10 protein-coding genes and 1 riboswitch are annotated in these 14,452 nt (G+C 72.0%); all 10 genes read right to left on the bottom strand.

Annotated features, from left to right (window positions below; translation table 11 throughout):
* Positions 1-475: 475 nt before the first annotated feature.
* The 10 genes from argH to pheS all read right to left on the bottom strand — a co-directional run bounded on the left by argH (position 476) and on the right by pheS (position 14,394).
* Positions 476-1,915 (bottom strand): argininosuccinate lyase, encoded by a 1,440-nt coding sequence (gene argH / locus ACIPY5_RS18305; protein ID WP_400973266.1) that lies wholly within the window; start codon positions 1,913-1,915, stop codon positions 476-478.
* A complete protein-coding gene (gene argF / locus ACIPY5_RS18300) occupies positions 1,912-2,862 on the bottom strand; it encodes an ornithine carbamoyltransferase (protein WP_400973263.1) in 951 nt (316 codons plus the stop codon). Before argF ends, argH begins: the two co-directional genes overlap by 4 nt.
* Positions 2,859-4,079 carry an acetylornithine transaminase gene (locus ACIPY5_RS18295; protein WP_400973260.1) on the bottom strand — a complete coding sequence of 407 codons (1,221 nt, stop codon included), beginning with the start codon at positions 4,077-4,079 and terminating at the stop codon, positions 2,859-2,861. The genes argF and ACIPY5_RS18295 overlap by 4 nt, the downstream gene beginning before the upstream one ends.
* Positions 4,076-4,975, bottom strand: a complete 900-nt coding sequence (gene argB / locus ACIPY5_RS18290; protein ID WP_309337033.1) for an acetylglutamate kinase — start codon at positions 4,973-4,975, stop codon at positions 4,076-4,078. The genes ACIPY5_RS18295 and argB overlap by 4 nt, the downstream gene beginning before the upstream one ends.
* Positions 4,972-6,129: a bifunctional glutamate N-acetyltransferase/amino-acid acetyltransferase ArgJ gene (gene argJ / locus ACIPY5_RS18285; protein ID WP_309337030.1), complete on the bottom strand. Its 1,158-nt coding sequence runs from the start codon at positions 6,127-6,129 to the stop codon at positions 4,972-4,974. The genes argB and argJ overlap by 4 nt, the downstream gene beginning before the upstream one ends.
* Positions 6,126-7,208, bottom strand: coding sequence for an N-acetyl-gamma-glutamyl-phosphate reductase (gene argC, locus ACIPY5_RS18280; RefSeq protein ID WP_400973256.1), 1,083 nt, complete (start codon positions 7,206-7,208; stop codon positions 6,126-6,128). Before argC ends, argJ begins: the two co-directional genes overlap by 4 nt.
* Before the next feature lie 321 nt (positions 7,209-7,529).
* Positions 7,530-9,722, bottom strand: coding sequence for a bifunctional hydroxymethylpyrimidine kinase/phosphomethylpyrimidine kinase (locus tag ACIPY5_RS18275; protein WP_400973254.1), 2,193 nt, complete (start codon positions 9,720-9,722; stop codon positions 7,530-7,532).
* Positions 9,719-10,585, bottom strand: coding sequence for a hydroxyethylthiazole kinase (thiM, locus tag ACIPY5_RS18270; RefSeq protein WP_400973251.1), 867 nt, complete (start codon positions 10,583-10,585; stop codon positions 9,719-9,721). The genes ACIPY5_RS18275 and thiM overlap by 4 nt, the downstream gene beginning before the upstream one ends.
* Positions 10,576-10,669: riboswitch (TPP riboswitch) on the bottom strand. Its footprint overlaps the gene before it by 10 nt.
* Before the next feature lie 135 nt (positions 10,670-10,804).
* Positions 10,805-13,342: a phenylalanine--tRNA ligase subunit beta gene (gene pheT / locus ACIPY5_RS18265; RefSeq protein WP_400973248.1), complete on the bottom strand. Its 2,538-nt coding sequence runs from the start codon at positions 13,340-13,342 to the stop codon at positions 10,805-10,807.
* Positions 13,342-14,394 (bottom strand): phenylalanine--tRNA ligase subunit alpha, encoded by a 1,053-nt coding sequence (gene pheS, locus ACIPY5_RS18260; protein WP_400973245.1) that lies wholly within the window; start codon positions 14,392-14,394, stop codon positions 13,342-13,344. Before pheS ends, pheT begins: the two co-directional genes overlap by 1 nt.
* Positions 14,395-14,452: the final 58 nt, after the last annotated feature.

Here is a 14,452-nt window from a genome sequence, read left to right as displayed (position 1 = left end):
CAAAGGAATTTCTCAACCAGCCCGAAAGCTGGACGAGGAATAAATTGGCATTTGACAAGTGCACGCTGTTGAGTTCTCAAGGATCGGATGCTCCTACAGTTCAGCCTCGCGGCATCACAAGTAGGGCTTGATCTCACTCCCCCTCGCTGCGCCTTGCGGCGAACCTGAGGTGGGAGTTCCCAATCATAGTCGAAGATCTTCCGCGAGGGAAGTTCTTCGTTGAGATCGGGATTCGTTCGCCGCTTGGGGAGTCAGACCTTCCGGCCTTTCGCTCTACCGCTTGGGGCGAACAAGTAATAAGTTACGCGGATCCTGGGGTTCCGGCAAATCCTGGCCGCACCCCGGGCGTGTCGCGGGGTGGTGCTGCATGGCCGAGTACGGATGAAACACCTGATGAACGGCGAAACCCCTCTCCCGGCCAGGGCCTGGAGAGGGGTTTCAGCGGTCTACGGCGCTGCTGATGCGAAGGGTTCGTTCACATCCCGAGGGCGTGCGCCGCGGACTGCGCCCGTGCCACGAGCTCGGTGCGCTGCTCGGCGACGCGCACCGGGGCGGTCCCCCCGACGCCGTCACGGCTGGCGACGGATCCCTCGATCGTGAGCACCTCGCGCACGGCCGGAGTCAGGTGCGGCGACACCTCGGCGAGGAGCGCATCATCCGCATCCTCGAGGCCGATGCCCCGCTGCTCGCACGCGCGCACCAGGGATCCGGAGATCTCGTGGGCCTCACGGAACGGAACCCGGTTCTTCACCAGCCACTCGGCGACATCGGTCGCGAGGGAGAAGCCCTGGGGTGCGAGCTGCGCCATGCGCTCCGTGTCGAACCGCAGCGTCGCCACCATCCCGGTGAACGCCGGCAGCACGACCTCGAGGGTGCGGACCGAGTCGAACACCGGCTCCTTGTCCTCCTGAAGATCGCGGTTGTACGCGAGCGGCAGGCCCTTGAGCGTCGCCATGAGACCGGACAGGTTGCCGATGAGCCGCCCCGACTTGCCGCGCGCGAGCTCGGCGATGTCCGGGTTCTTCTTCTGCGGCATGATGCTGGATCCGGTGGAGTAGCCGTCGTCGAGGGTGACGAAGCCGAACTCGCGGGTGTTCCAGAGGATGATCTCCTCGGAGATGCGGGACAGGTTGACGCCGATCATCGCGGTGATGAAGGCGAACTCCGCGACCACGTCGCGCGAGGCGGTGCCGTCGAGCGAGTTCTCCGCCGGACGATCGAGACCGAGCTCGCGGGCGACCAGCGCCGGGTCGAGCCCCAGCGTGGATCCGGCCAGGGCTCCTCCGCCGTACGGCGAGACGCCTGCCCGCGCGCGCCAGTCGACGAGACGTTCGAGATCGCGCACCAACGGCCACGCGTGCGCCTGCAGGTGGTGCGCGAGAAGCACGGGCTGCGCGTGCTGCAGGTGCGTGCGACCCGGCAGGATCGCCCTGTCATGCGCCTGTGCCTGGGCGACGAGGGCGTCGACGAGCCCGAGCACCTCTCGCGCGATGACCCGCGCGTGGTCGATCAGGTACATGCGCACGAGGGTCGCGATCTGGTCGTTGCGGCTGCGGCCGGCGCGCAGGCGCCCGCCCAGATCCGCGCCGACCTCGGCGATGAGCGCTGCTTCGAGCGCGCCGTGCACGTCCTCATCGGCCGGCTGCGGGAGCAGCGTGCCGTCGGCGATCCTGCCCGCGAGGGCGTCGAGACCGGCGTGCATCCGCCGAGCCTCGTCCGCCTCCAGGTAGCCTGCCGCCTCGAGCGCTGTCGCATGGGCGTGCGAGCCGGCGATGTCGTACGGTGCGAGGATCCAGTCGAACTGCGTCGACCGGCTCAGCTCGGCGAGCTCCGGGCTCGGACCTCCGGCGAACCGGCCGCCCCAGAGCGCGCCCTGGTTCGTGCCGTGCGCGGCGGTGCGTTTCGTCTCGGTCACTTCGCTCCCTCGCTCGACGGCCCCGAAGACTTCCCGATGAGCCAGACCAGCAGCGCCTTCTGGGCGTGCAGGCGGTTCTCCGCCTCGTCCCAGACGACGCTCTGCGGTCCGTCGATGACCTCGGAGTCGACCTCGTAGCCGCGGTCGGCGGGCAGGCAGTGGATGAAGATCGCCTCGGCATCCGCGAGAGCCATGGTCGCGCTCGTGACCTTGTAGGCGCCGAGGTCGCGAAGGCGCTGCGCCTTCTCCTCCTCCTTGCCCATCGACACCCAGGTGTCGGTGACGATCACATCGGCACCGGCCGCGGCCTCGTCCGGATCCGAGACCAGGGTCAGGGATCCGCCGGTCTCCGCGGCGCGGCGGTGCGCGTCGGCCACGACGTCCGCGCGAGGGGCGTAGGCCTCGGGAGAGGCGACCCGCACATGCATCCCGGCCGTGACGCCGGCGAGCACGTAGGAGTGCGCCATGTTGCTGCGCCCGTCGCCGAAGAACGAGAGCGTGAGGCCCTTCAGGTTTCCCTTGTGCTCGCGGATCGTGAGCAGGTCGGCGAGCAGCTGGCACGGGTGGAAGTCGTCGGACAGGGCGTTGATCACCGGCACCCGGGTGCCGGCCGCCATCTCCTCGAGCCCCGCCTGCGCGTAGGTGCGCCACACGATCGCGGCGACCTGGCGCTCGAGCACGCGCGCCGTGTCGGCCGGGGTCTCCTTGCCGCCGAGCTGGCTGTTCGCCGTCGAGATGATCAGCGGGGATCCGCCGAGATCCGCGATCCCGACCGCGAACGAGACGCGGGTGCGGGTGGAGGACTTGTCGAAGATCACCGCGACGGTCTGCGGACCGGCGAGGGTCTTGTCCGCCCAGCGGTCCTTCTTCAGCTCGAGCGCGAGGTCGAGGATCTCCGTCTGCTCGGCCGTGGTCAGGTCGTCATCGCGCAGCAGGTGGCGGGTCATGCGTGGGTCTCCGTGAGAGCGGTGGCCGCGACCTCGGCGAGGGCGGCCGTGAACAGTTCGGTGAACTCGGCGATCTCGGCATCGCCGATCGTGAGGGCGGGGGCGATCCGCACCGAGGACGGGTTCGCGGCGTTGACGACGAGCCCGAGGCGCTGCGCCGCGGCGACGACGTCGCCGGCGACAGGCGCGGCCAGCGCCACGCCGATGAGCAGACCGCGGCCGCGCACACCGGTGACGAGCCGGGATCCGATCCCCTCGACGGCTTCGCGCACCTGCACGCCGCGATCCCGCGCGTTCTGCACGAGGCCGGACTTCTCGATCTCCTCCAGCACCGCGTTGCTGACGGCGGTCGCGAGCGGGTTGCCGCCGAAGGTGGACCCGTGGGATCCGGGCTGCAGGAGTGCGGCCGCCTCGCCGAACGCGACGAGCGCGCCGATCGGGAAGCCGCCGCCGATGCCCTTCGCCAGGGTGATCGCGTCGGGCACGATGCCCTCGTGCTGGAAGGCGAACCAGTCGCCGGTGCGTCCTGCGCCGGTCTGGATCTCGTCCACGATGAGCAGGGCGCCGTGCTTCGCGGTGAGCTCGCGCGCCGCGCGGAGGTAGCCCTCCGGCAGCTCGAGAACACCGGCCTCGCCCTGGATGGGCTCCACGAACAGCGCGGCGACGCGGTCGTCCATCGCCGCCTCGAGCGCCTCGATCGTGGCGGGGATGTGCTCGACGCCTCCCGGCAGCGGCTGGAACGGATCGCGCATCGACGCCTTCGCCGTGAGTGCGAGAGCGCCGATCGTGCGGCCGTGGAACGCGTTGTCGAGGGACAGGATCCGGGGGCGCTCGGCCCCGCCGTGGAGGCGGGCGAGCTTGAAGGCGGCCTCGTTGGCCTCGGTCCCCGAGTTGCCGAAGAACACGCGTCCCTCGTCCCCGGTTCCGGCGAGGCGCTTCAGCCGCGCCGCGAGCTCGAGCTGCGGAGGCGTGGCGAAGTAGTTCGACACATGCGCGAGCGTGCCCGCCTGGCGGGACACCGCCTCGACGAAGACGGGGTGGGCGTGCCCGAGCGCGGTGACCGCGATCCCCGCGAGGAAGTCGAGGTAGCGTCGCCCCTCGCCGTCCCACAGGTGCGACCCCTCACCGCGGACGAGCAGTTCGAACCGCGGCCCCGCATTCAGGATCAGGTCGCGATCCGCGCTCTGCTGCCATGTTCCCTCGGCCGGCGACGTCATCCCGCCACCACCTCCGTTCCGATTCCCTTGCTGGTGAAAAGTTCGACGAGCACCGAGTGCGGCACCCGTCCGTCGATGATGGCCGCCGCGTGCACGCCCGATTCCACGGCCTCCAGGCACGCGGTCATCTTCGGGATCATGCCTGACTCGAGCGACGGGAGGAGCTTCTTCAGCTCCCCCGTGGTGAGGTGCGAGACCAGGGAGTCGCGGTTGGGCCAGTCCGCGTACAGACCGGCGACGTCCGTGAGGATCACGAGCTTGACCGCGCCGAGCGCGGTGGCCAGGGCCGAGGCGGCCGCGTCCGCGTTCACGTTGAGCGACTGGCCCGGGTGATCCAGATCCGGCGCGATGCTGGAGACCACGGGGATCCGGCCCGCGGCGAGATGGTCGAGCACCGGAGTCGGATCCACCTGCACGACGTCGCCGACGCGGCCCAGATCCACCTCCTCGCCGTTCACGACCACGCCGCGGCGGCGGCCGCCGAACAGACCGGCGTCCTCACCGCTGAGACCGGTCGCGATCGGGCCGTGGCTGTTGATCTTCGCCACGAGCTGCGGGTTGATGTGCCCCGTGAGCACCATCCGCACGACGCTGATCGCCTCGGTCGAGGTGACCCGGTAGCCGCCCTTGAACTCGCTCGGGATCGCCAGGCGGTCGAGCATGTTCGAGATCTGCGGGCCGCCGCCGTGCACCACGACGGGCTGCACGCCGACGTAGCGCAGGTACGCGATGTCCTGCGCGAAGGCCTCCTGCAGCTCGTCCGAGATCATGGCGTTCCCGCCGTACTTGACGACGACGATCTGGTCCCGGAACCGCTTGAGCCACGGCAGGGAGTCGATGAGGGTCTGCGCCTTGAGCGCCGCCTCCTCGGGCGCGGTGTCCTGAAGGTCGCTCATGAGGCGTAGGCGCTGTTCTCGTGCACGTAGTCGTGGGTGAGGTCGTTCGTGCGGATCGTCGCCGCCGCGTCGCCGACTTTGAGGTCGATCAGCACATGCGTCGCGCGCGGGGTCAGGTCGACCTCCTCGCGCGGGCGATCGGGGCGGCCGGCGGTGCACACCCGCACGCCGTTCATCCACACGTCCACGTCATAGGGGTCGAAGGCGGCGCGGGTGGTGCCGATCGCGGCGAGCACTCGGCCCCAGTTCGGATCGTTGCCGAAGATCGCCGCCTTGAAGAGGTTGTTGCGCGCGACCGAGCGGCCCACCTCGACCGCGTCCCGCTCGTCCGCCGCGTGCACGACCTCGATCGAGATCGCGTGGCTCGCGCCCTCGGCGTCGTCCTGCAGCTTGCGGGCCAGTTCGTCGGAGACCTCGGTGAGCGCCGCCGCGAACGCGTCGAGGTCGGGGCGGATCCCGCTCGCGCCGTTGGCGAGCAGGGTCACCTGGTCGTTGGTCGACATGCACCCGTCGGAGTCGAGCCGGTCGAAGGTCGCGCCGGTCGCGCGACGCAGGACGGCGTGGGCCTCCGACGCCTCGAGGTCGGCGTCGGTCGTGAGCACCACGAGCATCGTGGCGAGCCCCGGGGCGAGCATGCCTGCGCCCTTCGCCATGCCGCCGATGGTCCAGCCGTCGCGGCTCACCGAGACGGTCTTCGCGACCGTGTCGGTGGTCATGATCGCCTCGGCCGCGGCCTCGCCGCCGTCGGCGCTCAGCTGCGCGACCCCGGCCTCGACGCCTGCGAGCACCTTGCCCCGGAAGACCTCGTCGCCCGTGCCGATGAGACCGGTGGAGCAGACCACCACGTCCCCGGCGCTCACGCCGAGGAGCTCCGCCGCACGCTCCGCGGTGAGGTGGCTGGTCTGGAAGCCGAAGGGTCCCGTGAAGCAGTTCGCCCCGCCGGAGTTCAGCACGACCGCCTCGACGACGCCGTCCTTCACCACCTCCTGCGACCAGATGATCGGATTGGCCTTGGCACGGTTGCTGGTGAAGACCGCGGCGCCGACCTTGCGCGGGCCGCGGTTCACCACCAGCGCCACGTCGGGCTTCCCGGTGGACTTGAGACCTGCGACGACACCGGCCGCCTCGAATCCCTGGGGTGCGGTCACGCTCATGGGGCGACTCCGTTGATGCTGAGCGCCGTGGTCTCGGTGAGGCCGAGCGCGATGTTCATGGACTGGATGGCGGCGCCCGCGGTGCCCTTGACGAGGTTGTCGACGGCGGTGACGACGACGACGCGGTTCGCGGCGCGGTCGATCGCGAGGCCGATGAGGGCCGTGTTGGCGCCCAGCACGTCGGCGGTGCGCGGGACGGATCCCTCCGGCAGCAGCTGCACGAAGGTCTCATCGCCGTAGGCGGCCTGCCATGCGTCGCGGATCTGCGAATCGGTGGCGCCGGGGGCGATGGGGGCGGTCGAGGTCGCGAGGATCCCCCGCGCCATCGGCACGATGACCGGGGTGAACGAGATCCGGATGCCGTCCGGATCCACGGTCCCCGAGCCGGCCCGGGACGCTGCCGCGAGGGCCTGCCGGATCTCGGGGATGTGCCGATGCGTGCCGCCGACCGCGTAGGGGTTGGCGGATCCGAGGATCTCGCTGCCCAGCAGGTGCGGTTTCAGGCTCTTGCCCGCCCCCGAGGGGCCGACGGCGAGGACCGTCACGATGTCGGAGGGGTCGATCACGCCCGCCGCGACGCCGGGGGCGAGGCTCAGGCTCACCGTGGAGGCGTTGCAGCCGGGAGCCGCGATCCGGGTGGCGCCGCGCAGGTGCTCGCGCTGCTTCACGGAGCCGCCCGAGGCACCCCCGACCAGCAGCTCGGGGACGCCGTACGCCCACGGCTCGTGGAACGCCCCGCCATAGAACGCGTCCCACGCGGACCGCGAGGTGAGCCGGTGATCGGCGCCCGCGTCGATCACGAGCGGGACCTCGCCGAGAGCATCGGTGTACTGCCCGGACTGGCCGTGCGGCAGCGCGAGGAACACGATGTCGTGCCCGGCGAGGATCTCCGGCGTCGTGTCCTGGAGGGTGAGGTGCGCCAGGGAGCGCAGGTGCGGCTGGTGCTCGGAGAGCTTCTGGCCGGCGTTCGAGTGCGCCGTGACGGTGCGGATCTCGACGTCGGGATGGTTCGCGAGCAGGCGAAGGATCTCGCCGCCCGCATAACCGGATGCGCCGGAGACGGCGACGGAATACGTCATGCTTCCACCTTAACGGTCGGGCCTGCCGACGACGCCCAAGAAGGCGGCGTGCGGCAGCAGTGCGGATGCGGGGCCGGAGGCGGCGAACCGGCACCCCGCCGTCGTCGACGCGGGAGCGCAGGATCGCCTAGAGTCGGCGGTCGCCCGTACGGCGTCGACGCACCACGGCAGCACCCTTCGGGGTGGTCGTGTGCGGAGCCGGAAGCATGCGGCGACGATATCGCGGGGTGGCGTCCTCGACCAAATCGTCCTTCGTCTCGCTGCGCTCGCTCAGGAACCGATGATGGTCCCTGAGCGAGCCGAAGGCGAGACGAAGGGCGCTCAGAGGACGGCGGCGGCGAAGAACGCGAGCTCGTGCTCGCTCGAGCGGAGGAACGCGATCCGCATGCGCTCGCGCGTGCGGGGATCCGCGGCGGCGGCGTGCGCCGTGACGATCCGGACGGCCTCCTCGGTCGCCTCGGCGAAGCGCGGATCCGCGTACTCGTCCAGCCAGGATGCGAACGGATGCGCGGGGTCGCCGCCCGCCTGCGCGTGCAGCCGCGTGCCGACGTCGGCGTAGATCCAGAAGCACGGCAGCAGCGCGGCGATGAGCACACGGTAGTCGCCGTCGAACGCCGCACCGCGCAGGTGGTCGAGGTAGGCGGTCGTCGCGGGGGCGGGATCCGCGCGGAACGTCGCCGTCCCGACCCCCTCGGGCGAGAGCACTCTCGCGTGCAGCTGCAGCTCGCCGATCACGGACTGCTCGGCGGAGTGCGCCCAGAACGCCTGCTCCGCCGAGTCCGGTGCGATGCGCGCCGCCTCGGCGAGGGTGCGCGCGTAGTCGCGCAGATACAGGGCGTCCTGCGCGAGGTACCAGCGGAACGCGGCCTCCGGCAGGCTCCCGTCGGCGAGACGGCGCAGGAACGGCAGGTCGTCGATCGCCGTGCGGATCGCGGAGATCGAGGACCACCACTCCGCGGCGATCGCCGCGCGGCCCGGGCCCGCCTCGAGGCCGCTCCGCCGCCACAGTCCGGCGAAGTGGCTGACGGGGCCATGGCCGGATCCGACCTGCAGTCCTGCGCCGGCGGCGATCGACTCCCGCAGCCACGAGCGCACCTCGGCGACCGCGTCGCGCCAGTCGTGATCCGCCGCCCGGCGGGTCGCGAGCCCGGCGGACAGCGAGCAGCCGGTGCCGTGCGTGCTGGCCGTGCGTATCCGGGATCCGGGATACTCGCGCACGGGTCCGGAGGGACCGACGAGGGCGTCCGGCGCCTCGTCGCCCCCGAGATGTCCGCCCTTCACGAGCACGAGGGCGCCGGTCTCGGCCGAGAGCCGCTGCGCCTGGGCGAGGGCGCCGGCCCAGCTCGTGGCCGCGGGCTCGCGCGCGAGGACGGCCAGCTCGGGCAGGTTCGGCGTGAGGAGATCCGCCAGCGGCAGCAGGGCGCGCAGGGCGTGCTCCGCCTCGGCGTCCAGCAGCCTGTCGCCGCTCGTGGCGACCATGACCGGATCCAGGACGACCGTGGGCGGCCGGTGCTCCCGCAGCCAGGATCCGACCTCGTCGATCACCGCGGATCCGGCGAGCATGCCGATCTTGACGGCGTCGATCCGCACGTCGTCGCTGATCGCGTCCAGTTGGGCGCGGAGGAACGCGGCGGGCGGGACGTGAACGCCCCTGACGCCGCGGGTGTTCTGCGCGGTGAGCGCCGTGATCGCCGCCATGCCGTAGCCGCCGTTCGCCGCGATGGCCTTGAGGTCGGCCTGGATCCCCGCCCCGCCGGACGGGTCGCTGCCGGCGATCGAGAGCACGCGCGGCACCCCGCCCGCGCCCCAGGCGCGGAGCAGCTTGCGCGCGGCGACACGGGGATCCGGCGCCGCGCACAGCGCGGACACGACCGCGACACCGGCCGCTCCCGCGGCGCGGAGCGCGGCCACGTCGGTCCGCTCGATGCCGCCGATCGCGACGCACGGCAGCGGGCTCGCGGCGGCGAACGCCGCGAAGCCCGCCACGCCGAGCGGCACGGGGTGGTCGGCCTTGGTGCTCGTGGGATGGATCACGCCCACCCCGAGGTAGTCCACGGTTCCGGAAGGGAGCGCCCGCACGGCGTCGAGGTGGGCGGGCGTGTTGGCGGTGAGACCCACGATCGCGTCCGGGCCGAGCACCGAGCGCGCCAGGAGCGGGGAGGCGTCGGACTGGCCGAGGTGGATCCCGTCGACGCGGGCGCCGCGGTGCCGCGCCGCCACGACGGCGTCGAGGCGATCGTCGACGACCAGCAGCGCCCGTCCCGCGATGACCTCGGAGAGCGCCACGAGCTGCTCCACGATCGACGCGTCGTCGGCGTCCTTGTCGCGCAGCTGCACGATCCGCACGCCGCCGGCGACCGCCGCGTCGACCACCGCAGCGATCCCGCGTGCTCCGCTCAGCACGGGATCCGTGACGAGGTAGAGGGCGAGGTCGTCGGTCTTCAGCCTTCTCCGGGCGACCTGCCGCGGCGCGACCGCGGCACGGGAGCCGGGGGCGAGGTCGGTCAGCGTCATGCCGCGACCCCTGCCGTCTCGGACCTGCCTGCGGCGACGCGGGCGCGGGCCGGGAGCGCATCCGGCCGGATCGCGGCGAGCGCGTCGAGCAGGGCGACCGCGAAGGATCCCGGACCCTCGGACCGCACCGCGGCGTCCTCGGCGGCGAGCGTGTAGACGAGCGTCGCCGCGGCGGCCGCGACCAGCGGGCTGTCGCCGGTCCGTCGTGCGGTGCCGAGGAACGCCGCCATCACGGCGCCGAGCGCGCAGCCGCCGCCGGTGACGCGCGTCAGCAGGGCGTCGCCGTTCGCGATGCGGATCTCGTGGCCGGCGTCGACGAGAAGGTCGACCGGGCCGGACACCGCCACCGCTCCCCCGGTGGTCCGGGCCAGCTCGCGGGCCGCGTCGGCCGCGGCCTCGGTGGCGTCCAGTGCATCCACACCGCGCCCGCCCTGGCTGCGACCGGCGAGGGCGAGGATCTCGGAGGCGTTGCCACGGATGACCGTGGGGCGCAGCGCGAGCAGATCCTGCGCCAGCGCGGTGCGCACCGGCAGTGCGCCGACCGCGACCGGATCCAGCACCCACGGCGTGCCGGCCGTGCGGGCGCCGCCGACGGCCTCGAGGCTCGCCGAGCGCTGCTCGGGGGTGGGCGTGCCGAGGTTCACCAGCAGTCCGGACGAGACCCCGGCGAACATGCCGGCCTCGCCCGTGATGTCCACCATCGCGGGTGCCGCGCCGAGCGCGAGCAGAACATTGGCGGTGAACCCGGTGACGACCGAGTTCGTGATGCAGTGCACGAGCGGCGGCTCCGCCCGCAGCTCGGCGAGAAGGTCCGCGGCGGATTCCACCACGGATTCGGACGACATTTCCAGACGCGCGCTCATCGCGACATCCCTTCGCTAGTACGACCTAGATCAGGTTCGACGGGTGTGTTCTCAGCCGCGGATGCGGCACCCCGTGTCACTGCCGGTCAGTCTAGCCAGGAACCGTCCGGGCTCGCCCGCGCCGGTCGCGCGACGGATGCACGATGAAGGAACGCCTGCACGAGGGATCCGCGGATCCGGTCGTGCAGGCGTTCCCCTGTCGTGCGTCTGTGTCGCGTCTCAGTCGCGGATCTGGGCCCCGAACCGCTCGGTCGCCACGGCGACGCCGGCGAGCTTCGCCTCGGTCGCCTCGGCGGCGGTCAGCGTGCGGTCGTCGGCCCGGAAGCGCAGCGCGAAGCTCAGGCTCTTGGCTCCGTCCGCGACGCCCTCGCCGCGGTAGTCGTCGACGAGGCGGACCGACTCGAGGAGCGCGCCCGCGCCCTCGGACAGGGCCGCGCTCACCTCGGCGGCGGGGATCCCGGCATCGACCACGAGCGACACGTCCTGCGTCGCGGCGGGGTAGGTCGACAGCGACGCGGCGACCACGCGCTCCCCCGCCAGCGCAAGGACGCCGTCCAGGTCGAGCTCGAGCACCACCGCGCGCCCGGGCAGGTCGGCATCCGCCGAGACCTGCGGGTGCAGCTCGCCGACGTAGCCCACCTCGGTCACGGAGCCCGTGGCGTCGCGCACCTGCAGCACGCCGGTGCGTCCCGGGTGCAGCGCCGCACGACGGCCCTGCACGACGTCGATCTCGACGCCGGCGGCATCCGCGATCACGCGCACGGCGTCGAGCGCCTCGCTGAGGCCGTACTCCTCGGCCGCCCGTCCCGGCTGGCGGGGGGTGACGTGACCGGTGAACAGCGCCGCGACGAGACGGGCCTGCGGCGGGATCGAGGCGTCGAGGGCCGCGAGGGTCTCGTCCGAGGGCTTGACGCCGAGCGGCGGCACCTCGTCGGTGCCGTAGACCACGCCCGGCTCGGGCAGGAACACGACGCCGGTCTCGAAGATCGCGAGATCCACGAGGCCGCGCGCGATGTTGCGGTGCGCGATCTGCAGCAGGCCGGGGAGCAGCGAACGGCGCAGGAACGGCGCCTGCCCGTCGAGCGGGTTCGCCAGGCGCACGCCGGGGAGGCTCTCCCCCGAGGCCGAGCCGTGCAGGTCGTTCTGCTCCTGCGTGGTGAACGGGAACGCCGGGGTCTCCACGAGTCCTGCGGCGGCCAGGGCGTTCGCGACGCGACGCCGGCCCTGCTGCAGGTCGGTGAGGCCGCGGCCGGACGGCGGCGTCGGCAGCACGGACGGGATCCGGTCCAGGCCGTGGATGCGTGCGACCTCCTCCGCCAGCGACCACTTGTCGGTGAGGTCGGGACGCCAGCTCGGCGGGATCACGTTCCACCCGGTCCCTGAGCCCGCCGAAGGGCCGACGGCCGTGACCTCGGCGCCGATCGTCTCGAGCGCGCCCGTCACCTCGGCGTCGGTGTAGTCGACGCCGATGAGTCCCTGCACGAAGCCGGCCGGGAGGTCGATGCCCTCGATGAAGACCTCGGCGAAGAGCGCGCCGCCTTCCTCGGTCAGCGTGCCGCCGGCGAGGTCGACCATGAGGTCCGCGACGCGACGCGCGGCCGCGAACGGGATGAGCGGATCGACACCGCGCTCGAAGCGCTTGGACGCCTCGCTGGGCAGCTTGTGCCGGCGGGCGGAGCGCGCGATCGTGATCGGGTCGAACGTCGCCGCCTCGATCAGCACGTTGCGCGTGGTCCCGCTCATCTCGGTGGTGCCGCCCCCCATGACGCCGGCGAGCCCGATCGGACCCGATCCGTCGGTGATGAGGAGGTCCTCGGCGTGCAGGATCCGCTCCTGGCCGTCGAGGGTGACCATCTTCTCGCCCTGCGCGGCGCGGCGGATCACGATGTTCCCGTCGAGCTTGTCCAGGTCGTAGCCGTGCACGGGGTTGCCGAGCTCGAGCATCACGTAGTTCGTGATGTCGATGAGCACGCCGAGCGAGCGCATGCCCGCGAGCGTGAGGCGCGCGATCATCCAGGGCGGGGTGGGCCGGGACGGATCCACGCCGCGCACCACGCGCGTCACGAACTCGGTCGCGCCGACGGCGCCGCGGATCGGCGCCCCGTCCTCCACGATGGCGGTGCGGCCGGTGCCCGGCTGCAGCTCGGCGAAGTCGCGGTCGGCGGGGTCGCGGAAGTCCGCCCCCGTCGCGTGCGCGTACTCGCGGGCGATGCCGCGGAGCGAGAACGCGTAGCCGCGGTCGGGCGTGACGTTCACGTCGACCGCGACGTCGTCCAGGCCCAGCAGCGCGATCGCGTCGGTGCCGACGGGCGCGTCGATGCCGAGCTCGGAGAGGATCAGGATCCCGTTGTGCTCGTCGCCGAGCCCCAGCTCACGGGCCGAGGCGATCATGCCGTCGGACACGTGCCCGTAGGTCTTGCGCGCGGCGATCGGGAACGGTCCAGGCAGCACCGCGCCGGGCAGGGTCACGACGACCTTGTCGCCGACGGCGAAGTTGCTCGCGCCGCAGACGATGCCGCGGACACCGCCGTTCGCCTCTGCGACATCGACCTGGCACCAGCGGATGGTCTTGCCGTTGGACTGGGGCTCCTCCTCGAAGGAGAGGACCTGTCCGACCACGACCGGACCCGAGATGTCGAAGCCGTGCAGCTCCTCCTCCTCGAAGCCCACGGAGACGAGCGCCGCGAAGACGTCGTCCGGCGTGGCCGTCTCGGCCACATCCACGTACTCACGCAGCCACGAAAGCGGGACGCGCATCACACCACCATCCCGAACTGCTCGCTGAAACGGACATCGCCCTCGGCCATGTCGCGCATGTCCTGCACGTCGCTGCGGAACATGAGCGCGCGCTCCACGCCCATGCCGAACGCGAAGCCGCTGTACACGTCGGGGTCGATCCCCGCCGCGCGCAGCACGTGGGGGTTGACCATGCCGCAGCCGCCCCACTCGATCCAGCGCGCGCCGCCCTTGAAGGTCGGGTGCCACAGATCGAGCTCGGCGGAGGGCTCCGTGAAGGGGAAGAAGTTCGTGCGGAAGCGGGTCTTCGCCTCCGGGCCGAAGAGCTGGCGCGCGACGTGGTCGAGCGTGCCCTTGAGGTGCGCCATCGAGATGCCCTTGTCGACGACGAGGCCCTCGAACTGGGTGAACACCGGCAGGTGGGTCGCGTCGAACTCGTCGGTGCGGTAGACCCGCCCGGGGCACAGCACGTAGATCGGCACTTCGCGATCGAGCATCGACCGCACCTGCACCGGGCTGGTGTGCGTGCGCATCACGAGGTGGCGCGAGGGCGGATCCACGTAGAACGTGTCCTGCTCCTGGCGTGCCGGGTGATCGACGTCGAAGTTGAGGGCATCGAAGTTGAACCACTCGTGCTCGAGCTCCGGGCCCTCGGCGATCTCCCACCCCATGCCGACGAACACGTCGCTGATCTGCTCCTGCAGCAGGGTGAGCGGGTGCCGGGCTCCCACGCGGGTGCGCGAGGCGACCGCGGTGATGTCGACGCGCTCGGCCTCGAGCCGCGCGGCGGTCTCGGCCTCGGCCAGCTCCGCCTCCTTCGCGGCGAGCGCCTGCGTGACGCGCCCGCGGCCCTGGCCGATGAGCTTGCCGAACGCGGCCTTGTGCTCGGGCGCGACCTGGCGCATGGAGGCGTTGAGGATCGCGAGAGGCGATCCCTCGGCGACGTGCGCGGCGCGTGCGGCCTTCAGCTGGGCGGTGTCGGCCGCGGATCCGATCGCGACGAGCGCGGCCTCGACGGCGGTCTCCACCGCCTCGGGGGTGATCTCAGATGTGGTCTGTGCGTTGTCGGACACGAGAACCGAGTCTACCGGCGTGCCGGAGCCCGGCCCGCGCGAAGGTACCGGCGCGCTC

The organism is Microbacterium sp. NPDC089698 (assembly GCF_044749045.1).
Taxonomy (GTDB): domain Bacteria; phylum Actinomycetota; class Actinomycetes; order Actinomycetales; family Microbacteriaceae; genus Microbacterium.
Note: the sequence above shows the minus strand (reverse complement) of the source record. Positions and strands in the feature narration are given on the sequence as shown.

Coding starts and splice junctions, on each gene's coding strand:
- ACIPY5_RS18275 (WP_400973254.1), bottom strand. CDS start 9,722: ATGACGCTGACCGACCTCGCCCCCGGCTCCCGTGCCGCGGTCGCGCCG.
- ACIPY5_RS18295 (WP_400973260.1), bottom strand. CDS start 4,079: ATGACGTCGCCGGCCGAGGGAACATGGCAGCAGAGCGCGGATCGCGAC.
- argJ (WP_309337030.1), bottom strand. CDS start 6,129: ATGAGCGTGACCGCACCCCAGGGATTCGAGGCGGCCGGTGTCGTCGCA.
- thiM (WP_400973251.1), bottom strand. CDS start 10,585: ATGAGCGCGCGTCTGGAAATGTCGTCCGAATCCGTGGTGGAATCCGCC.
- argC (WP_400973256.1), bottom strand. CDS start 7,208: ATGACGTATTCCGTCGCCGTCTCCGGCGCATCCGGTTATGCGGGCGGC.
- argF (WP_400973263.1), bottom strand. CDS start 2,862: ATGACCCGCCACCTGCTGCGCGATGACGACCTGACCACGGCCGAGCAG.
- argB (WP_309337033.1), bottom strand. CDS start 4,975: ATGAGCGACCTTCAGGACACCGCGCCCGAGGAGGCGGCGCTCAAGGCG.
- pheT (WP_400973248.1), bottom strand. CDS start 13,342: ATGCGCGTCCCGCTTTCGTGGCTGCGTGAGTACGTGGATGTGGCCGAG.